Source organism: Streptomyces hokutonensis (genome assembly GCF_000376565.1).
GTDB classification, from domain to species: domain Bacteria; phylum Actinomycetota; class Actinomycetes; order Streptomycetales; family Streptomycetaceae; genus Streptomyces; species Streptomyces hokutonensis.
On the sequence record NZ_BARG01000076.1, the window covers coordinates 21,813 to 40,281 of the forward strand.

Below are 18,469 nucleotides of genomic sequence, written 5' to 3' on the forward strand. Positions count from 1 at the left end.
GAGTAACAGCCACGCGACGCCCGGCCCGACGGGAAACCGAGGCCAACCCCCCGAGAACCGGCGACCGGCCCAACCCCCCGACGGTAAGCGGGAACCAACCACATGACCCGGCCCGCACGCGGACCAACCACAAGACGCGCGAGCCGACAGGGCGTCGTAACCAACGCCCGAGAACCCGCGACCGGAACCGACCGGACGGCCCTGCCCCTACGAAGACCAACCACGCGACGCGCGCCCCGGCAGGAAGCCGAGGCCGACGCGCGAGCACCAGCGACCGAACTCGCCGTCACCGCTCCACCCCCGCCCCCTCCGCCACCCCACCGAGCAACCCCGGGCGTACCCCCAGCCCCATCGACGCGTCGAGCACCGCTCCGTGGAGGAGGGCGGCGAGGGGGCCGGCCAGGTGCCAGATCAGGTCGGCTATTTCCGTGGGGGCGATCAGGCGGCCTCGGGGCAGGGTGGATTCCAGGGCGGCGCGTTCCTGCGGGGTGAGGCCCGAGAGGGTGCTGGCCTCGAACATGGGCGTGTCCACCGCGCCGGGGCAGACGGCGACGACGTCGACGGGGTCGTGGGCCAGCTCGGCGGCCAGGTGGCGGGTGAGGTAGGCGAGGGCGGCCTTGCTCATGCCGTCGGCGACCCGGAAGCCGGGGAACTGCGCGACGCCCCCGCCGACACTGGCCACGTTGACGATCGTGCCGCGCCCGCGCGCCCGCATTCCCGGCAGCAGCTGCTCGGTGAGCCAGAGCGGCCCCACCGCGTTGATCTGCAGGAACGCCGCGTCCTGGGCGTGGCCGGGCCCCGGGACGTAGTGCTCGACGGTCTTCGAACCGACCGCCGCGTTGTTGACGAGCACGTCGACCGGTCCGGGCAGTTCCGCGACCAGGCGTTCGTGGTCGGGCCACTCGCCCTGGCGGAACTCGAAGGCCCGCGCCGGGTGCCGGCAGGTGCCGGCCAGTTCGGCGACCAGCCGGGCCGCGCGCTCCCGCCCCGAGTGGTACGTGAACCAGACGTGGTCGCCGCCCCGCGCGAACCGGCGCGCGCAGGCCCGCCCGATCCCCGCCGAGCCGCCTGTGATGAGTACGTTCCGTGCCGCCGCCATGCGGGCCCCCGTCGGTGTGCCGCGTCCGCCGTCTGACGGAACCGCACACTTCCAGCCAACCGGGACACACGGTCAAGGCACCGGGTACCCCGCCGACATCTCGTCGGATCGGGACCCGGACTTCAGCAACTGGGGCAGGTGCTCAGCCGTACATCCTGCGCATCGCGAACTCCACCATCTGCTCGACCGCCTTCGCGTCGAACACCATGCGGTGCTCGCCCTCCATGTCGACGACGAAGCCGTAGCCCGTCGGCAGCAGGTCGATGACCTCGGCGCCGGTGATCACGAAGTACTTGGACTCCTTGCCGGCGTAGCGGCGCAGTTCCTTCAGCGAGGTGAACATCGGGATCACCGGCTGCTGGGTGTTGTGCAGCGCGAGGAAGCCCGGGTTGTCGCCGCGCGGACAGTAGACCTTGGAGGTCGCGAAGACCTGCTGGAAGTCCTCGGCGGCCATCTGCCCGGTGGTGAAGGCGCGTACCGCGTCCGCGAGCGAGGGCGGGGACGGCTCGGGGTAGAGCGGTGGCTGCTGGCCGTAGCCGCCCACGCCACCGGCCATCTGCTGCTGGGGCGGGACGTACCCCTGCTGAGCGCCCACGTTCTGGTCGTAGCCGTACATGCCCGCAAGAGTACTGAGTCACAGATGGACGGCTTGGGGTTGCGTCTTATTACCGACGGGTAGCATCATCGTAGCTACTGCTTAGTACAAGTCTCGTTGTACATATCTCTTACGGAGTCGTCGCCATGGGGCACTACAAGTCGAATCTCCGCGACATCGAGTTCAACCTCTTCGAGGTCCTCGGGCGCGACAAGCTGTACGGCACCGGTCCGTTCGCGGAGATGGACACGGACACCGCGAAGAGCGTCCTGGAGGAGCTGACCCGGCTCGCGGAGAACGAGCTCGCGGAGTCCTTCGCCGACGCCGACCGCAACCCGCCGGTCTTCGACCCCGAGACGAACACCGCGCCCGTGCCGGCCTCCTTCAAGAAGAGCTACAAGGCCTTCATGGAGTCCGAGTACTGGCGGCTGGGCCTGCCCGAGGCCATCGGCGGTACGACGGCTCCGCCCTCCCTGATCTGGTCGTACGCGGAGCTGATCCTGGGCGCGAACCCGGCCGTGTGGATGTACTCCTCCGGTCCGGCCTTCGCCGGGATCCTCTACGACGAGGGCAACGACGTACAGAAGAAGATCGCGCAGCTCGCGGTGGAGCGGACCTGGGGTTCGACCATGGTGCTGACCGAGCCCGACGCGGGTTCGGATGTCGGCGCGGGTCGGACGAAGGCCATTCAGCAGGAGGACGGCTCCTGGCACATCGAGGGCGTCAAGCGGTTCATCACGTCCGGTGAGCACGACATGGAGGAGAACATCCTCCACTACGTCCTCGCCCGTCCCGAGGGCCACGGCCCGGGTACCAAGGGGCTCTCCCTCTTCCTCGTGCCGAAGTTCCTCTTCGACGTCGAGACCGGCGAGCTGGGCGAGCGCAACGGCGTCTACGCCACGAACGTCGAGCACAAGATGGGCCTCAAGGCCTCCAACACCTGCGAGATGACCTTCGGCGACCGCCACCCGGCCAAGGGCTGGCTGATCGGCGACAAGCACGACGGCATCCGCCAGATGTTCCGGATCATCGAGTTCGCCCGCATGATGGTCGGCACGAAGGCCATCTCGACGCTGTCGACCGGCTACCTCAACGCCCTCGAGTACGCCAAGGAGCGCGTCCAGGGTCCCGACCTCGCGGCCTTCGGCGACAAGACCGCGCCCAAGGTCACCATCACGCACCACCCGGACGTGCGCCGCTCGCTGATCACGCAGAAGGCGTACGCCGAGGGCATGCGCGCCCTGGTGCTGTACACCGCCTCGATCCAGGACGCGATCGCCGTCAAGGAGGCCGAGGGCGAGGACGCGTCCACCGAGCACGCGCTCAACGACCTGCTCCTGCCGATCGTCAAGGGCTACGGCTCCGAGAAGGGCTACGAGCAGCTCGCCCAGTCGCTGCAGACCTTCGGCGGCTCCGGGTTCCTCCAGGAGTACCCGATCGAGCAGTACATCCGGGACGCCAAGATCGACACCCTGTACGAGGGCACCACCGCGATCCAGGGCCAGGACTTCTTCTTCCGGAAGATCGTCCGCAACCAGGGCGCGGCCCTCAACTCCCTCGCCGAGGACATCAAGAAGTTCCTCGCGCTGGGCACGGGCGGCGAGGAGCTGGCCGGTGCGCGCGAGCACCTCGCCAAGGCGGCCGTCGAGCTGGAGGCCATCGTCGGCCTGATGCTGACCGACCTCGCGGCGACCGAGCAGGACGTCAAGAACATCTACAAGGTGGGCCTCAACACCACCCGCCTGCTGCTCGCCTCCGGTGACGTCGTCGTCGGCTACCTGCTCCTCAAGGGTGCCGCCGTCGCCGTGGAGAAACTGGAGACGGCCTCCGCCAAGGACAAGCCCTTCTACACCGGCAAGATCGCGGCTGCGAAGTTCTTCGCGGCCAATGTGCTGCCCGGTCTCACCCTGGCCCGCAAGGTCGCCGAGGGTGTCGGACTGGACCTGATGGAACTGGACGAAGCCGCCTTCTAGCCAGCGGCAAACCCGTTCCGGGACAGACCGGAACAGCTTCGCGAAACCCCACATCGCCCTTGCGAGGGCCCGCTCCCATCACCAGGAGTGGGCCCTCGTACGTCGTTAAGGTGAACCCCATGAGCGAACCCCCCCGCTTCGACCGCGGCCACACCGACGACCTCATGTCCTTCCTCGCGGCGTCCCCCACGCCGTACCACGCCGTGGCGAACACCGCCGAGCGGCTGGAGAAGGCCGGATTCAGGCAGGTCGCCGAGACGGACGCCTGGGAGGGGACGACCGGCGGCAAGTACGTGCTGCGCGGTGGCGCGATCGTGGCCTGGTTCGTCCCCGAAGGTGCGGCACCCCACACCCCCTTCCGCATCATCGGCGCGCACACCGACTCCCCGAACCTGCGGGTCAAGCCGCGCCCCGACACCGGTGCGCACGGCTTCCGCCAGGTCGCCGTCGAGATCTACGGCGGACCGCTGCTCAACTCCTGGCTCGACCGCGACCTCGGCCTGGCCGGCCGGCTGAGCCTGCGGGACGGCTCGACCCGCCTGGTGAACGTGGACCGACCGCTGCTCAGAGTGCCCCAGCTCGCCATCCACCTGGACCGGTCCGTGTCGTCGGAGGGGCTCAAGCTGGACAAGCAGCGCCACCTCCAGCCGATCTGGGGCCTGGGCGACGACGTCCGCGACGGCGACCTGATCGCCTTCCTGGAGGAGGAGTCGGGGCTCGCGCCGGGCGAGGTCACCGGCTGGGACCTGATGACGCACTCCGTCGAGGCGCCCTCCTATCTGGGCCGCGACCAGGAGTTCGTCGTCGGCCCGCGCATGGACAACCTGCTGTCCCTGCACGCCGGAGCCGGCGCGCTCGCCTCCGCCGCCGCCCGCGAGAACCTGCCGTACATCCCCGTGCTCGCCGGCTTCGACCACGAGGAGAACGGCTCGCAGTCCGACACGGGCGCGGACGGGCCGCTGCTCGGCGGGGTGCTGGAGCGTTCGGTGTTCGCGCGCGGCGGATCGTACGAGGACCGGGCACGCGCCTTCGCCGGAACCGTCTGCCTGTCCTCCGACACGGGTCACGCCGTGCACCCCAACTACGCGGAGCGGCACGACCCGACGCACCACCCGCGGGTCAACGGCGGGCCGATCCTCAAGGTCAACGTCAACAACCGCTACGCCACGGACGGTTCGGGCCGCGCGGTGTTCGCCGCCGCCTGCGAGAAGGCCGGTGTGCCGTTCCAGACCTTCGTCTCCAACAACTCCATGCCCTGCGGCACGACGATCGGCCCGATCACCGCGGCCCGGCACGGCATCAAGACCGTCGACATCGGCGTGGCGATCCTCTCGATGCACAGCGCCCGCGAACTCTGCGGCGACCGCGACCCGTTCCTGCTGGCCAACGCGCTGGTGGCGTTCCTGGAGGGGTAGCCAACTCGCGCTCGGCGCATGGGTGTTGCCTTCCCGGGTACCCGGTCGCGGACCGGAACGAGCGACCTGCAGGGAGGCGACACCCATGGGCCTGGGCGGCTGCATCATCCTCATCGCCGTCGGCGCGATTCTCGCGTTCGCGACCGACTGGCACATGCAAGGGGTCAATCTCACGCTGGTCGGCGTGATCCTCATGGCCGTCGGACTGATCGGCGTCGTGACGTTCAGCAGCATCGCGCGGCGCCGCCGGGTGCTGCTGCCGGGCTCGACGACCGTGGTCGAAGAGGACCGGAACGGCGACGGATACCGGGCGTAACCCTCACACGGACCGAATCACCCGCACAGGACATCCAAAGACAACCGTGAGCAATTCGTGACGCCAGTCGTATTGTGCGGTTGTGTGAGCCTCGTGAAGACTCTGTGCAGTTGAGAGTCCGGGAAAGGCAGCCCCGGGCTCGTCGCGCGATGCACCACGGGGGAGGCCGCTGCCGTGCCCGAACCACGGCTGGTGGTCCTCATACCGGCCCACAACGAGGCGGACCGCATCGGCGCCGCGATCGAGGGCTTGTGGCGGCAAACCCGTAAACCCGACCTGATCGTCGTCGTCACCGACAACTGCACCGACGACACGGCCGAGGTCGCCGCCTCGCACGGCGCGGACATCTTCGCCACCCGGGGCAACACCCACAAGAAGGCCGGCGCCCTCAACCAGGCCATCGACTGGGTCCTGCCCCACCTCGACGAACGCGACCTGCTCCTCGTCCAGGACGCGGACACCGTCCTCAACCCCTGGTTCAGCGAGACCGCCATGGCCACCTTCAACCGCAAGGTCGGCGCCGTCGGCGGAGTCTTCTACGGCGAGCAGGGCGGCGGACTCCTCGGACTGCTCCAGCGCATGGAGTTCCAGCGCTACGCCTGGGAGCTGGACCGCACCGGCGGCAAGGCCCAGGTCCTCACCGGGACCGGCACGATGTTCCGCGCCCGCGTCCTGCGCGAGGTCCGCGAGGCCCGCCACTCGGGGCGGATCGGCGGCGGCGACGGCTACTACAGCCTCGCCTCGCTCACCGAGGACGACGAGATGACCAAGGCGGTCAAGACCCTCGGCTACCGCGCGATGTCCCCGGCGGGCTGCGCGGTCACCACCGAGGTCATGACCAGCCTCCCCAAACTCTGGCACCAGCGCCTGCGCTGGCAGCGCGGCGCCCTGGAGAACCTCCGCGACTACGGCTGGACCAAGGTCACCGCCCGCTACTTCCTCCAGCAGTTCCTGATGGGCTTCGGCGCGCTGTCGTTCCTGGTCTACCTGACCTTCATGGCGACCTACACCACGCTCTACGGCTTCCCCGGCATCTCCCCGTTCTGGACCGCGATCGGCCTGATCTTCGTGGTCGAGAAGACCGTCTCCGTCCGCCGCGCCGGCCCCCTCGCGGTCCTGGTCGCGGCGCTGATGATCCCGGAGATGCTCTACGACCTCTTCCAGCACGCCGTCTACTTCACCTCGCTCTGGGGGCTGGTCCGCCGCAGCGAGGAGAAGTGGGTGGCCACCTAGCCCACCCCTCACGCAACTGCACAACTGCACAACCCTCAAGGAGAAATACTCATGTACGGACGAGTTGTCGGTGCCGGCACGACCGGCGCCGGTGGAGCCACGCTGGCCGCGACCGGCCTGTGGCTGAACAGCATGGCGATGATGGTCGCGGCGACCACGCTGGTGGCGGCGGGGATGGCGCTGTACAAGCTGGCGCCGCGGGCACGGAGGCGCTGAGCGCTCGCTGGAAGGCCGGTGATGAACCTGCGGGCCGGTGGGGGCTGGTCGCGCAGTTCCCCGCGCCCCTTTGGGGCGCGTCGGAGCTGGTGCCTGCTTGATTCCTCGGTCCGCTGATCCCCCGTTTCAGGCGTCCCGGTCGTCCATGCCGGCCAGGACGAGGGGGAGGCGGTCCGTCGCACCGACGGTGAGGCGGACCGGGACGCCCCAGTCCTGCTGGTGGACGTGGCAGGCGGGGTATTCGTTGGACGGATCGTCGTCGCACGAGGCGGCCATCGCGGAGACGTGCAACACGCCTTCCGCGACGGCCTGGTTGAGGGTCAGGGTGCGGTTCAGGTCCGTGCCCACGCCCTCGCCGGTGATCAGGAGTTCGGGCGGGGTCGCCGAGACGAGCAGGCGGGTCGAGGGGCCGTACCGGGTGTCGAGCTTCTGGCCGGCCGGGGCCTGGAAGATGACGTCCAACTTCAGCTCGCCCGGGGCTACTTCGGTGGCCGCGCGCTGGGTGCGATGCGCTACGGACTCGACCCGCACCGCTTCCTCCGGGAGGCGCAGCCGGGTCAGCCGGTGCCGGGCCGACTCGACGACCAGGATCTCGTCACCGTCCAGGACGGCGTCGCTCGGCTCCCTCAAGTCCGTGGCCAGCGTGGTGACTTCGCCGGTCGCGGGGTCGTAGCGGCGCAGCGCGTGGTTGTACGTGTCGCTGATCGCGACCGAGCCGTCCGGGAGCGCGGTGACGCCCAACGGGTGCTGGAGCAGGGCCTGTTCGGCCGCTCCGTCGCGATGCCCGAAGTCGAAGAGACCGGTGCCGACCGCGGTGTGCACCGCCCCGTCGAGGTCCACCCAGCGCAGGGCGGACGTCTCGGAGTCGGCCAACCACAGCCGGTCGGCGGTCGCGGCGAGTCCCGAGGGCTGCGCGAACCAGGCCTCGGGGCCGGGCCCGTCGACGAGCCCCTCGTTGGTGGTGCCGGCGGTGACGGCGACGGTTTCGGTGTCCGGGTCGTAGGCCCAGAGCTGATGCACGCCGGCCATGGCGATCCACAGCTTGCCCTGCCACCAGGCCACGTCCCAGGGGGAGGAGAGGCTGACCTCGCGGGCGGGGCCGGAGGTGGGCTCGCCCTGCATCCACTGCCGGCCGGTGCCGGCGAGGGTCGTGACGGCACCGGTGCCGAGGTCGACCCGTCGTAGCGCGTGGTTCACGGTGTCGGCGACGACGACCGAGCCGTCGTCGAGGAGGACGAGCCCCTGCGGTTCGTTGAAGGCGGCGGAGTCGGCCGTGCCGTCACCGAAGCCACGCGCCCCGGAACCGATCCGACGTACGACGCTCTCCCCGTCCGCCGCCAGCTCGACCAGCTGATGCCGGGTGGTGTCACTGACCAGGAAGGTCCCGCCGGGCAGGGCGATCGCCTTGCCGGGGAAACGCAGCACGGTGGGCTCGGGCTCCGGCGGCACATACGGCCCGTCCCCGCGCCGCAGCGTCCCCTTCGCCGCGTGCTCGGTCTCCAGCTCCGCCACCAGCCGCTCGATGGCGTGCGCGTGGCCCTCGCCCGCGTGCTGCGCTACGACGTACCCCTCCGGGTCGATGACGACCAGCGTCGGCCACGCGCGCACCGCGTACTGCTTCCAGGTCGCCAACTCCGGGTCGTCGAGCACCGGATGCTCGACGCCGTACCGCTCGACCGCGTCCACGACCGCCTGGTGCTCGGCCTCGTGCACGAACTTCGGCGAGTGCACACCGATGATCACGACGGTGTCCCGGTGCTTCTCCTCCAACTCCCGCAGCTCATCGAGGACATGCAGGCAGTTGATGCAGCAGAAGGTCCAGAAGTCCAGAATGACGATGCGTCCCCGCAGGTCGGCGAGGGTGTACTGCTTGCCACCCGTGTTCAGCCAGCCGCCCTTGCCGGTGAGCTGGGGAGCGCGGACACGGGCGCGTCGGGGGGTGCGGGGCGAGGATGCGTCGGTCATGAATCAAGAGTGCCACCGGCCACTGACAGTCACGACAGCGCGTGCCCGATGCGTCAGCGCCCCTACGTCCCCGCTGATCGTGGTCGCGAGAAGGCGTGTGTGCGGCAGTCGTTCTCCTCTCCAGGAGCGAACTCCTCAAGGAAGTGTGTGTACCGGAGGTGGAGTGCCTGGCCTTCGTCGAGGACCAACTCGTCCTCAGGCCGTTCCAGATACCCAGTTCGACGGTGACTTGCCGGATTGTGCCGGGCGAAGACGACGGAGCCTCGGGGTTCGTGCGGGCCAGTGCGACCATGCCCGTGACGATGACATCGCAGACCTCGGACTCGACGTCCTCCCAGGTGTAAGAGTGGGCTTTGCGGGAGTTCCGCCCCATGGCTCCGATCACGGATTCGACGACTTCGCCCGCCTCCTCCTGGATCTTGAGTAGTTACAGGAGGACTCGCTGTTCCCTCGGAAGCGTGGAGTGGTTCTCCAGACGCTGGGCGAGCTGTGCAGTCGTCTGCCAGGGAGACGTCTCAAGAAGACACGCTCATGATCCTATTACGAACTCTAGAATTTCGCCGGAAAGTAGCTTCGCTTGAAATGATCGACAAACCCTTGGAGTTGACCATCTAGTTGGCGAAGATCGCATAGCAGATTGCCAGGACCGGAATGACATAGGTGTACGGACTGACCCAATAGGACCGTGTAGTCAGCCCGATGTATCCCCCGTAGGCAATAGCTGCGAGCGCGACGAGCGTCACTTTGGCATCCCAGCTATTTGAGGCTTCGAGGAACAGGATTACGAATCCGCTGATCGCATAGCAGGCGGCGTTGATGTGGCGACCAATCATTGCTTTCCTCATGTTTCTTGCTGTGAGCTGACGACCCGGACTGCAGACCAGGATTCGGTCAGTTCTTCGGTTGGACAGCCGTCAACCGCACCGGGGTTTTGGGGACTGGGGTACCAGCCGGGCTGGGGCATTCCGGCTGCCCTGGCTGTGCTGCCCCTGATCCTCTCCGTGCGGTCAGAACTTCCCCTTGTACTGTTCGATCACGGCACCGAGGGTCTCGGTTGGGTGAGAGCTGCACTCGTACCGGATGGCCGGCAGAGCCAGCGGACTACCGAACCCGCCGAGCCCCTTGTCCGTCGCGATTTCCACTATCGCCTGCTGCTCGGTTGTTTCGTCGGCGGTCAAGAATTCCTTGCAGGTAGAGGATGAGGAAAGGCCGCCGCCTGCCCCTCCTCCATTCATGTCCGGAACCACCTTGAAGGCGAAAACCATCAGCCCCAGAACAAGCACAGCGATCATCGCGTACCGACCCACCGGACGGCCTTCGTGGGTCTCGTAGATGTCGCCATCATGATTGTTGGTGACGTCTCCCTCGTGATAGGAGCCGCTTCCGGTGACCACCCGGCTGTTTTCCCCGAAGGAGTCCCGGCGGTCTCCGATCTGCGCATCACCGTCTCCGCCGATATTGATGGACCGAACCTGGGTGCCGTTGACCACCTCGGACCTGGCGGCCTGCACCGTGTTTCCGAGGGCGAGCCGGAAGTCAGCGTCCCGAGTGGCCTCCTGTCGCAACAGGTACTCGACCAGGGAATTGTTCGCCGGATTATGGGTGAAGTCGCCCCACTCCTGGGTGTGGCCGGTCTCGCGAAGACGTTCCTCGACCAGATTCGACAACAACCTGGTTGCCGCGCCTTGAACGAGCTGCGCTCCGCCATCCGCCGCCGAAGCGAGGTGTGATACGAGAACGCGGACGGCCTCGGCCGCCAGCTCTCCTGCTTGCATAACTCTCCCCCGCAATCTCCCCACGTGGCAAACCGTCGAAAGGAAGTGCAGAAGTCTCCCCGCCGGGCATGCCACAGATGAAGAATCCAAGCCTCTATTCATAATGAATGATGCAACAAGGCGGCCATCTTTACCCGAACGTAATCATCCGCTGATTCGCTTTACTCCAGTCGCACTTCTCCATACGCCCTGGTCGCGGGGCTCTTTCGGGGGCAAGCCGGCTGACGCTGCATCAGGTAGGTGGTGGTTCGTGACTCACTCGATCGAGGCACGGACGGCGTTGGTAGTGGCAGCGGCGGACAAGGTCCAGGAGCCGTCGGACTTCTGCCACGGTGAGGGGAACGAGGCTGCTCGGGCCGTTTCTGCGGCCCCCTTTTCGAGGGCCTGGGCTGTCATCGCCGCAAGGAAGGCATGCGCGAGCATGGCCAGGGTGATGTGGCGGTACCAGCCGACGTAGCTGCGGACTTCGTACTGGTCCAGGCCGCACTCGTTCCTCGCCGCCTGGAAACATTCCTCGATGGCCCACCGGGCGCCGGCCACCCGAACCAGTTCGCAGACAGTGGCGTCCGTCGGCGCGAAGGCCAGGTAATACGCGATCCCCTCGGGACTCGCCAGGCCGCGGCGGGCCAGCACCCAGCGGCAGTGGGCGGGATCCGAGCCATCCACGGTGGGCAGCTTGGCCGCGGCCCAGTCGTAGACCCGCGGCCCCTTCGCATCGTCACCGCAGGACATCCGCTCCCACGCCTCGGCCGGAGCGCCGGCCAGGACATGGTCGATGCGCCAGCTTCCCGCCGGAGACTTGATCTGCTGCGACTTGGGCACCGCCAGGACGTAGCCCATGCCGGCCTCCTCCAGCATCCGCCGGAAGTGCCACTCCTGTCCGTAGGCCGCATCGGCAGTCACCCAGGCGATCGGCAGCGTGGAGTCCAGTGCCCGCTGGACCATGACACGGGCAAGTTCCGGCTTGGTCGCGAAGAACCGGCTCTCCGGAATCCGGGCGGCGCGGCACCGGTCGGGATTCTCCGTCCAGGACTTGGGCAGGTAGAGCTCGCGGTCCACCAGGGCCCGGCCCTTCGCGGAGACGTAGGCCGCGAACACTCCGATCTGGCAGTTCTCCGTGCGGCCGACGGTGCCGGAATACTGCCTTTGCACCCCGGCGGAGACGGTGCCCTTCTTGAGGAAGCCGGTGTCGTCCACGATCAGGACACCGTCCGGCTGCCCGAGCCGGTCGGCCACGTAGTCCCGCAGATCGTCGCGGATCTCGTCCGGGTCCCACTGGCACCACGACAGCAGCCGTTGCAGCCCATACGGGGTGTCATTGCCTGCATGCTCGGCAATCTGCCAGCTGTTCTTCCGGCCCACCGGGCCCAGCAGGCCACGCACGTAGTCCCGCATCCGCCGCCGCGGCTCGACGCGGCCGAACCGCTCGCCCACTCGCAGCAGCAACGACTCCAACTCGGCATCCCACGAACCGACTTCGGTATCGCTCTCCATATCCACAACCGGTTCAACGCACCCCGATCGGGTGAGTCACGAACACGCCCCGGCCGATCGTCACGGCCACCACGTCCAGCCAGGAGCGCCACCAGGACTCGCGGCCGGCCGGGTCTTACCGATGGCCCTCCTGCCAGCGGATGAACTCCGGATCGTCACGCATGTAGTTGTCCCGCATCTCAAGGTGCATCGCGGAGTGCCGCGCCTTGGCGAGTGCTTCACGTACCGCTGTTGCCACCGTTGGCCTCACTGTCCGGGCGGGGTGTGCACGAGCCCCATCTCCTCGCGTGAGCCAACGCAAGGGGGTGTCCGGTCAGGGTGATGCCGGGCGTCGTACGGGCGGATCTACGGTCAGTTCTGCGGGCAGGTCGAACCACACGCCCTTGCCCTCCGGGTGCGGCTGGCCGCCATACGGGATGTCCGGGGCATGGCCCCAGCGGCCTTCGGTGAGGGCGTCCACCAGGTACAGGCCCCGGCCACCGCCTCGTTCACCCGGTTCGGCGGTCAACTCCCTTATCACCGGCGGGTTCTCGTCGCCGTCGTACACCACGACCCTCAGCCGCCCCTCTTCCACGGCCAGCCACAGCACCGTGCCGTCACCGCCCTTCGCGTGGACGCAGGCGTTGGTGACGAGTTCCGAGGTGCAGAGGATCGCGTCGTCGACCAGGGTGCGGTCCAGTTCCAGTGTGCGGAGGACGGTGGCGACGAAGTCGCGGGCGATGTGGGGGGAGGTGTCGAGGGGTGGGCAGATGAGGGTGTACGAGGGCATGGGGTATCAACTCCGGTGGGGTGAGGGGGGTTTGTGCGAGCCCGGGCTCGTTGCTGTCCGGCGCCCCGGTGTCGATGGCCGGGGTGGCACTTCCAACGGGGGGTGGGCGTGCGGGAGTTGCGGATGGGTGACCGTGCAGGCACCCTCCGTGAGGTACGTTGCGACCATAGCGACTCAGCCTGATACGCAGCAACCGTTCAGGAAAAGTACGACAAATGAGGAGAACGCCATGCCGCCGAGGGCCAACCCCACCGCACGCCAAGGGCGACTCGGCGCCGAACTGCGCAAGCTGCGCGAGGCGACGGGCATCGAGTCACGGGACGCCGCAGCCTTCCTCGGCGTGAACCAGACCCAGATCAGCCACATCGAATCCGGCCGGTTCGGAATCAGCGAGCAGCGGCTGCGCGGACTGGCCGGGTTCTACGAGTGCGACGACAGCCAACTCGTCGACGCATTGGTGGAGATGGCGGTGTCCCGGTTCAAGGGCTGGTGGGAGGAGTATCGCGGCATGATGCCGCCTACGGCGTTCGACCTCGCCGAGTTGGAGCATCACGCGACGTACGCCCGCGTATTCGAGATGGTGCACATCCCGGGAGTCCTCCAGACCGAGGACCATGTACGCGCAGCCTCGCTGTTCGTCGAGCCGAACCTCCCGGAGGAAGACCGCGAGGCCCGTGTCACGTTCCGGATGCGCCGCCAAGAGGTCATCACGTCGGGGACCCCGTACGACGTGATCGTCCATGAAGCCGCACTACGGATGCGTGTGGGGGGCTCCAAGATCGCCCAGGCCCAGCTCGAACATCTCCTCCAGGTATCCGGGAGGGAGTCGGTCACCCTTCGCGTCATCCCGTTCGCGGCCGAGGGATTCGCAGGGGCGGGATTTCCCATGCAGTACGTTGGCGGCGCCGTACCTCAACTGGACACCGTGCAGATCGACACGCCCCACGGTGCCGAGTTCATCGACGCCACAGCGCGGCTGAACCGCTACCGAACCCGGAGCGAGATCATCGACAAGGCAGCCCTCCCGCAGGAAGCTTCCCTCGACCTCATCCGCCGTATCGCCCAGGAACTGTGAAGGAGCCCCGTGTCTGAAGCCCTCCGTTGGCAGAAGTCGTCGTACTCCGGAGGAGACGCCGACACCAACTGCCTGGAAATAGCTGCTACTTCCACCACCCTCCACCTCCGCGAGAGCGACAAGCCCGCCACACTCCTCACCCCCACCCCCACCGCCCTGAACGCCCTACTCACCGCACTGAAGGGTCAGTTCAGGGCTTGACCGCTCGCGTCGCGAAGTAGTGCGACAGGTACTGGGCGGACGCGTCGGACTGGTGCGGTGCTTCCGCGAAGCCGGTGAGGACGAAGCCCGCGGCGAGCTGCCCGCCGATCTGGGCGGTGAGGGTGTGGCTGTATTCGAGCGCGGCATCCGCGCCGAACCTCGTGGCGCGTTCCTCGGCGGAGTACTGCGTGACATCGCTGTAGGGCAGCTTGTGCACGACGATCAGCTCGCCGCGCTCGTCGAGCGCCTCGTGGTCGAACAGGTACGTATCAGGGTTGAGGAAGCCCGCGAGCAGGGTTCCGCCCGGTCGCAGGACGCGGAAGCACTCGCGCCACACCGGTGCCAGGTCCGGTACGAACAGGTTGGAGACCGGATGGAACACGACGTCGAACGTCGCGTCGCCGAAGGCGCCGAGGTCGCGCATGTCGCCCAGGACTGTGTGCAGTTCGAGTCCGTCGCGCGCCGCCACCATCCGGTCCTGGCCGAGCTGGCCGGGTGAGTTGTCGAACACGGTGACCCGCGCCCCCGCCGCGGCGAGGATCGGACCCTGCTGGCCGCCGCCGGAGGCCAGGCACAGCACGTCCCTGCCGGTCAGGTCCGCCGGCAGCCAGGAGCGGTCGACCGGCTCGTGCCCGACGAGAACGATCGACCAGTCGCCCGCGCGGGCGCGCTCGACAGCCTCGGCACTCACCGGCCTCGACCACTCGTTGCCCTCTTGGACGTACTTGTCCCAGGCCGCCCGATTGTGGGCAACGGGGTCGACACCACTGTCCTGCACGTTCAACTCCCTGCGGTACTGACGGTCCGGTGCCGCCAGCCAACACGATCTCGGAGTGGGGGCTCAACGGAATTGGCGGGGGGGGGAGGGTCAGTTCAGGGCGTGACCCGTCGTCGCGTCCACGTGGGCCGGGATCTCCTCGTGCTGGTCGCCGACCGTCGACGTGCCCGTCGGTTCGAGGAGCAGGATCTCGGCGGGGACCGGGGCGTAGGGCTTGTGTTCCGTGCCGCGCGGGACCGTGAAGACGGAGCCCTTGGGGAGGACGACCGTGCGCTCCCCCGCCGGCTCGCGGAGCGCGATGTGCAGTTCGCCGGAGAGGACCAGGAAGAACTCGTCGGTGTGGTCGTGGGTGTGCCAGAGGTGTTCGCCCTCGACCTTGGCGACGCGTACGTCGTAGTCGTTGACGGTGGTGACGATGCGGGGGCTCCAACGGTCCGTGAAGGACGCGAGCGCGGCAGCGAGGGCAATGGGTTCCATGAGGTCAGCCTGCGGGGTGTCGTACCCGGCGTGCGAGTGCTAGGAATCGCACATGACGCAAGAATCCTCTCAGCTCCCGAAGCGTCCGCATCGCGTCGCCGTCATCGTCGACGAGGGCACCAACCCCTTCGAAGTGGGCGTCGCCACCGAGCTGTTCGGGCTGCCCCGGCCCGAACTCGGGCTCCCCGGGCCGCTGTACGAGGTCCTGGTGTGCACGCCCGCGCGTGAGGTGCGGCTGAACCATGGCTTCTTCACCGTCACCGGTGCGTACGGGCTGGACGCGGTGGACTCGGCGGACACCCTCGTCGTGCCGGGGCGGCCCGACAACGTCGTACCGCGCGGTGATGACGTCCTCGACGCGATCCGGCGTGCCCACGCGCGCGGGGCGCGGGTCATGAGCCTGTGCACGGGCAGTTTCGCGCTCGCCGAGGCGGGGCTGCTGGACGGGCGCCGGGCCACCACGCACTGGATGTGGACGGACGCCTTCCGCGCCCTGCACCCGCGCGTGCGCCTCGAACCGGACGTCCTCTTCGTGGACGACGGCGACATCCTCACCGCCGCGGGCAGCGCCGCCGCGCTCGATCTCGGGCTGCATGTCGTACGGCGGGACCACGGCGCCGAGATCGCGAACGCCGTCTCCAGGAGGCTCGTCTTCGCGGCCCATCGGGACGGCGGGCAGCGGCAGTTCGTGGAGCGGCCGTTGCCGGACGTGCCGGACGAGTCGCTGGGGCCGCTGCTCGCGTGGGCGCGGGAGCGGCTGGGGGAGCCGTTGACGGTGACCGGGTTGGCCGACCGCGCGGCCGTCTCCCCCGCGACCCTGCACCGGCGGTTCAGGGCGCAGCTGGGGACGACTCCGCTGGCGTGGCTGACCGGGGAGCGGGTGGCGCTGGCGTGCCGGCTGATCGAGCGCGGGGAGGAGCGGCTCGACGTGGTGGCCGCGCGGAGCGGTCTCGGGACCGGGGCGAACCTGCGGGCGCGGCTCCGCCGGGAGACCGGATTGAGCCCGTCGGCCTACCGGCGGCGTTTCGGACCCGCGTCCGGGGAAGCCGTAACGGCATGAGATTCCTCGTACGCGATCGGATCCTCGGCTTCGGTGAGGATTACTGGATCGAGGACCAGCACGGCAACAAGGTGTTCCTGGTCGACGGCAAGGCCATGCGCCTCAGGGACACCTTCGAGTTGAAGGACACGCACGGGCGCGTGCTCATCGACATCCACAAGAAGATGCTCGCCCTGCGCGACACGATGGTCATCGAACGGGACGGCGAGCCCCTGGCGACCATCAGGCGGAAGCGCTTCTCCCTGCTGCGCAACCACTATCGGGTGTCCCTGGTGGACGGCACCGAACTCGACGTCAGCGGCAAGATCCTGGACCGCGAGTTCGGCGTCGACTACGACGGTGAGCTGCTCGCGCAGATCTCCCGGCGCTGGCTGCACATCCGGGAGACGTACGGCGTCGACATCGTCCGGGAGGACGCGGACGCGGCGCTGCTGATCGCGGTGGCGGTGTGCGTGATCCACCTCGCGGAGAAGGAGCGGGAGGACTAACGCGCTTCGCGGTCGGCTGCCTTGCGGGCGCGGGTCCGGCGGCGCTCTCTCAGGTGATCGGCGAAGCGCATGCAGACGGCGAACAGCGCGGCGAGGACCGCGCTGTCCGGCCAGCTGGGAGGGGCGTCGTCCAGCCTGCCGATGAGCCAGACGCACACCGTCATGGGGATCCACGAGACGAGCAGGCCGGTGAGTACGGCCCGGGGACCGGCGGGCGTCCCGGAGTCGCGCGGCGCGAGGTCGTAGCCGGTGCGCTCGTAGTGCGCCTGACGGCGGCGTTCGAAGCGCAGGAACGCCCAGAACAGCAGCCACGCGCACGTGCCGGTGAGGACGGTCTGCAGGAGGTGGCCCCAGGCCGGGTCGGTGAAGACCGAGAGGGCCAGGCCGACGGGGGCCGCGACGAGGAGCGCCGCGACCGTCGCGCAGCCCGCCGCGTTCCGCGCGGCGAACACCAGCGGGCGGGGCGGCGGGTCCGCGCCGTCGAAGCTGCGGTCGACGGCCCAGAAGGCGCGCCGGAGAGCGGCCAGAAGCCGCCTGGATCTGCCGCCCGCCTCGGAACTGCCGTCCGTCTCAGACCCGCCGCTCACCCGGCCCGCCGCGGACGCTCCAGCCCCAGCACCCGGTCCTTCAGCGCCGGGAACTGTTCCCGCGTCACGGCCACCCGCGCCGGATCGAATTCCACCGTGAGGACCTCCTCGCCCGCGCCCGCCTCCGCGAGGACCTCGCCCCAGGGATCGACCACGATCGAGTGACCGGCCTGGGGAACTCCGGCGTGCGTACCGGCCGTTCCGCATGCGAGGACGAACGACTGGTTCTCCACGGCGCGGGCCTGCGCCAGGAGCGTCCAGTGGGAGCGGCGGCGCTCGGGCCAGCCCGCGGGGAGGACGAGGGTCTCGGCGCCGGCGTCGACGAGGCCGCGGAAGAGTTCGGGGAAACGGAGGTCGTAGCAGGTGGCAAGACCGAGGGTCGTCTCGGGAAGGCGGACCGTCACCAGTTCGCTGCCCGCGCCCATCAGCACGGCCTCGCCCTTGTCGAAGCCGAAGCGGTGGATCTTGCGGTAGGCGGCGGCCAGTTCACCGGAGGGGGAGAAGACGAGGGACGTGTTGTAGAGGGGGCCTTCGGGGTCTCGTTCGGGGATCGAGCCCGCGTGCAGCCAGACGCCCGCGTCGCTCGCCGCCTTGGCCATCGCCTCGTAGGTTGGCCCCTCCAGCGGCTCGGCCTCGGTGCCGAACTGCTCGTAGGCGAACGCGCCCGTGGTCCACAGCTCCGGCAGGACGACCAGATCGGCGCCCGCCTGTTCGCGGACGAGAGCACCCACCCGAACCCGACGATTTTCGACCGATTCGCCCTCTTCTACGGCGATCTGGATGAGAGAGGCGCGCACACTACCACCGTCCTGGCATTCGAGCCGTTCACACGGGCCTACGATCGTCACACGAAAGCACTGCCGGGGTGCCTCACAGCAGCGTAACTTAGCGTTCCAAGACACCCGCCGACAGCCACCTCCCGCTGGCAACGCCGCCCGCCACCCGACCTGTAC

The 18,469-nt window shown here is 68.6% G+C and carries 21 protein-coding genes; 9 read left to right on the plus strand and 12 right to left on the minus strand.

Features of this window, described 5'->3' with window-relative positions:
• Positions 1-286 precede the first annotated feature (286 nt).
• Both SSP08S_RS41085 and SSP08S_RS41090 read right to left on the minus strand, forming a co-directional pair.
• On the minus strand, positions 287-1,099 hold the full coding sequence (locus tag SSP08S_RS41085; RefSeq protein ID WP_019073479.1) for an SDR family NAD(P)-dependent oxidoreductase: 813 nt from the start codon (positions 1,097-1,099) through the stop codon (positions 287-289).
• Positions 1,100-1,241: 142 nt separating this feature from the next.
• Positions 1,242-1,715, minus strand: coding sequence for an SseB family protein (locus SSP08S_RS41090; protein ID WP_019073480.1), 474 nt, complete (start codon positions 1,713-1,715; stop codon positions 1,242-1,244).
• A 125-nt stretch (positions 1,716-1,840) separates the two neighbouring features.
• On the opposite strand from SSP08S_RS41090, the gene SSP08S_RS41095 reads away from it, so the two are divergent.
• The 5 genes from SSP08S_RS41095 to SSP08S_RS62695 all read left to right on the plus strand — a co-directional run bounded on the left by SSP08S_RS41095 (position 1,841) and on the right by SSP08S_RS62695 (position 6,847).
• Positions 1,841-3,667, plus strand: a complete 1,827-nt coding sequence (locus SSP08S_RS41095; RefSeq protein WP_019073481.1) for an acyl-CoA dehydrogenase — start codon at positions 1,841-1,843, stop codon at positions 3,665-3,667.
• A 119-nt stretch (positions 3,668-3,786) separates the two neighbouring features.
• Positions 3,787-5,082: a M18 family aminopeptidase gene (locus tag SSP08S_RS41100; RefSeq protein WP_019073482.1), complete on the plus strand. Its 1,296-nt coding sequence runs from the start codon at positions 3,787-3,789 to the stop codon at positions 5,080-5,082.
• A gap of 85 nt (positions 5,083-5,167) precedes the next feature.
• Positions 5,168-5,398 (plus strand): DUF6458 family protein, encoded by a 231-nt coding sequence (locus SSP08S_RS41105; protein WP_019073483.1) that lies wholly within the window; start codon positions 5,168-5,170, stop codon positions 5,396-5,398.
• A gap of 174 nt (positions 5,399-5,572) precedes the next feature.
• Complete coding sequence (locus SSP08S_RS41110) at positions 5,573-6,631, plus strand: glycosyltransferase family 2 protein (RefSeq protein WP_019073484.1); 1,059 nt, start codon at positions 5,573-5,575, stop codon at positions 6,629-6,631.
• A 51-nt stretch (positions 6,632-6,682) separates the two neighbouring features.
• Positions 6,683-6,847, plus strand: coding sequence for a hypothetical protein (locus SSP08S_RS62695; protein WP_019055237.1), 165 nt, complete (start codon positions 6,683-6,685; stop codon positions 6,845-6,847).
• A gap of 126 nt (positions 6,848-6,973) precedes the next feature.
• Here the strand turns inward: SSP08S_RS62695 and SSP08S_RS41120 are convergent, their stop codons facing one another.
• From SSP08S_RS41120 to SSP08S_RS41150, 6 genes are all read right to left on the minus strand, one after another.
• Positions 6,974-8,812: an NHL domain-containing thioredoxin family protein gene (locus tag SSP08S_RS41120; protein WP_019073485.1), complete on the minus strand. Its 1,839-nt coding sequence runs from the start codon at positions 8,810-8,812 to the stop codon at positions 6,974-6,976.
• A gap of 611 nt (positions 8,813-9,423) precedes the next feature.
• Complete coding sequence (locus tag SSP08S_RS41130) at positions 9,424-9,657, minus strand: hypothetical protein (protein WP_158697283.1); 234 nt, start codon at positions 9,655-9,657, stop codon at positions 9,424-9,426.
• A gap of 162 nt (positions 9,658-9,819) precedes the next feature.
• Positions 9,820-10,587, minus strand: a complete 768-nt coding sequence (locus SSP08S_RS41135; protein WP_019073488.1) for a hypothetical protein — start codon at positions 10,585-10,587, stop codon at positions 9,820-9,822.
• Between the two features lie 255 nt (positions 10,588-10,842).
• The gene (locus SSP08S_RS56880) at positions 10,843-12,081 is read right to left on the minus strand and encodes an IS701 family transposase (protein ID WP_019073489.1); all 1,239 of its coding nucleotides are present in this window, start codon (positions 12,079-12,081) and stop codon (positions 10,843-10,845) included.
• A 115-nt stretch (positions 12,082-12,196) separates the two neighbouring features.
• Positions 12,197-12,319 (minus strand): DUF6879 family protein, encoded by a 123-nt coding sequence (locus SSP08S_RS64335; protein WP_019073490.1) that lies wholly within the window; start codon positions 12,317-12,319, stop codon positions 12,197-12,199.
• Positions 12,320-12,394: 75 nt separating this feature from the next.
• The gene (locus SSP08S_RS41150; protein ID WP_019073491.1) at positions 12,395-12,850 is read right to left on the minus strand and encodes an ATP-binding protein; all 456 of its coding nucleotides are present in this window, start codon (positions 12,848-12,850) and stop codon (positions 12,395-12,397) included.
• Between the two features lie 229 nt (positions 12,851-13,079).
• On the opposite strand from SSP08S_RS41150, the gene SSP08S_RS41155 reads away from it, so the two are divergent.
• On the plus strand, positions 13,080-13,925 hold the full coding sequence (locus SSP08S_RS41155; RefSeq protein WP_019073492.1) for a helix-turn-helix domain-containing protein: 846 nt from the start codon (positions 13,080-13,082) through the stop codon (positions 13,923-13,925).
• Between the two features lie 9 nt (positions 13,926-13,934).
• Positions 13,935-14,126, plus strand: coding sequence for a DUF397 domain-containing protein (locus SSP08S_RS41160; protein ID WP_019073493.1), 192 nt, complete (start codon positions 13,935-13,937; stop codon positions 14,124-14,126).
• Here the strand turns inward: SSP08S_RS41160 and SSP08S_RS41165 are convergent.
• Positions 14,116-14,904, minus strand: a complete 789-nt coding sequence (locus SSP08S_RS41165) for a class I SAM-dependent methyltransferase (RefSeq protein ID WP_019073494.1) — start codon at positions 14,902-14,904, stop codon at positions 14,116-14,118. The two genes, SSP08S_RS41160 and SSP08S_RS41165, sit on opposite strands and share 11 nt — an antisense overlap.
• A gap of 90 nt (positions 14,905-14,994) precedes the next feature.
• On the minus strand, positions 14,995-15,381 hold the full coding sequence (locus SSP08S_RS41170; RefSeq protein ID WP_019073495.1) for a cupin domain-containing protein: 387 nt from the start codon (positions 15,379-15,381) through the stop codon (positions 14,995-14,997).
• Between the two features lie 52 nt (positions 15,382-15,433).
• Here SSP08S_RS41170 and SSP08S_RS41175 point away from each other — a divergent pair, with 52 nt between their 5' ends.
• Both SSP08S_RS41175 and SSP08S_RS41180 read left to right on the plus strand, forming a co-directional pair.
• Positions 15,434-16,441 (plus strand): helix-turn-helix domain-containing protein, encoded by a 1,008-nt coding sequence (locus SSP08S_RS41175; RefSeq protein ID WP_019073496.1) that lies wholly within the window; start codon positions 15,434-15,436, stop codon positions 16,439-16,441.
• Positions 16,438-16,929 carry an LURP-one-related/scramblase family protein gene (locus tag SSP08S_RS41180; protein WP_019073497.1) on the plus strand — a complete coding sequence of 164 codons (492 nt, stop codon included), beginning with the start codon at positions 16,438-16,440 and terminating at the stop codon, positions 16,927-16,929. Before SSP08S_RS41175 ends, SSP08S_RS41180 begins: the two co-directional genes overlap by 4 nt.
• Here the strand turns inward: SSP08S_RS41180 and SSP08S_RS41185 are convergent.
• Both SSP08S_RS41185 and SSP08S_RS41190 read right to left on the minus strand, forming a co-directional pair.
• Positions 16,926-17,516, minus strand: a complete 591-nt coding sequence (locus tag SSP08S_RS41185; RefSeq protein ID WP_019073498.1) for a hypothetical protein — start codon at positions 17,514-17,516, stop codon at positions 16,926-16,928. The two genes, SSP08S_RS41180 and SSP08S_RS41185, sit on opposite strands and share 4 nt — an antisense overlap.
• A complete protein-coding gene (locus tag SSP08S_RS41190; RefSeq protein WP_026179273.1) occupies positions 17,513-18,313 on the minus strand; it encodes a carbon-nitrogen family hydrolase in 801 nt (266 codons plus the stop codon). The genes SSP08S_RS41185 and SSP08S_RS41190 overlap by 4 nt, the downstream gene beginning before the upstream one ends.
• Positions 18,314-18,469 lie beyond the last annotated feature (156 nt).

Excerpts from the sequence above, each read along its gene's own strand:
- SSP08S_RS41120 (WP_019073485.1), bottom strand. The coding sequence starts at position 8,812 with ATGACCGACGCATCCTCGCCCCGCACCCCCCGACGCGCCCGTGTCCGC.
- SSP08S_RS41170 (WP_019073495.1), bottom strand. The coding sequence starts at position 15,381 with ATGGAACCCATTGCCCTCGCTGCCGCGCTCGCGTCCTTCACGGACCGT.
- SSP08S_RS41085 (WP_019073479.1), bottom strand. The coding sequence starts at position 1,099 with ATGGCGGCGGCACGGAACGTACTCATCACAGGCGGCTCGGCGGGGATC.
- SSP08S_RS41180 (WP_019073497.1), top strand. The coding sequence starts at position 16,438 with ATGAGATTCCTCGTACGCGATCGGATCCTCGGCTTCGGTGAGGATTAC.
- SSP08S_RS41175 (WP_019073496.1), top strand. The coding sequence starts at position 15,434 with ATGACGCAAGAATCCTCTCAGCTCCCGAAGCGTCCGCATCGCGTCGCC.
- SSP08S_RS41130 (WP_158697283.1), bottom strand. The coding sequence starts at position 9,657 with ATGAGGAAAGCAATGATTGGTCGCCACATCAACGCCGCCTGCTATGCG.
- SSP08S_RS41150 (WP_019073491.1), bottom strand. The coding sequence starts at position 12,850 with ATGCCCTCGTACACCCTCATCTGCCCACCCCTCGACACCTCCCCCCAC.
- SSP08S_RS41100 (WP_019073482.1), top strand. The coding sequence starts at position 3,787 with ATGAGCGAACCCCCCCGCTTCGACCGCGGCCACACCGACGACCTCATG.
- SSP08S_RS41090 (WP_019073480.1), bottom strand. The coding sequence starts at position 1,715 with ATGTACGGCTACGACCAGAACGTGGGCGCTCAGCAGGGGTACGTCCCG.
- SSP08S_RS62695 (WP_019055237.1), top strand. The coding sequence starts at position 6,683 with ATGTACGGACGAGTTGTCGGTGCCGGCACGACCGGCGCCGGTGGAGCC.
- SSP08S_RS41095 (WP_019073481.1), top strand. The coding sequence starts at position 1,841 with ATGGGGCACTACAAGTCGAATCTCCGCGACATCGAGTTCAACCTCTTC.
- SSP08S_RS41135 (WP_019073488.1), bottom strand. The coding sequence starts at position 10,587 with ATGCAAGCAGGAGAGCTGGCGGCCGAGGCCGTCCGCGTTCTCGTATCA.
- SSP08S_RS41155 (WP_019073492.1), top strand. The coding sequence starts at position 13,080 with ATGCCGCCGAGGGCCAACCCCACCGCACGCCAAGGGCGACTCGGCGCC.
- SSP08S_RS56880 (WP_019073489.1), bottom strand. The coding sequence starts at position 12,081 with ATGGAGAGCGATACCGAAGTCGGTTCGTGGGATGCCGAGTTGGAGTCG.
- SSP08S_RS41105 (WP_019073483.1), top strand. The coding sequence starts at position 5,168 with ATGGGCCTGGGCGGCTGCATCATCCTCATCGCCGTCGGCGCGATTCTC.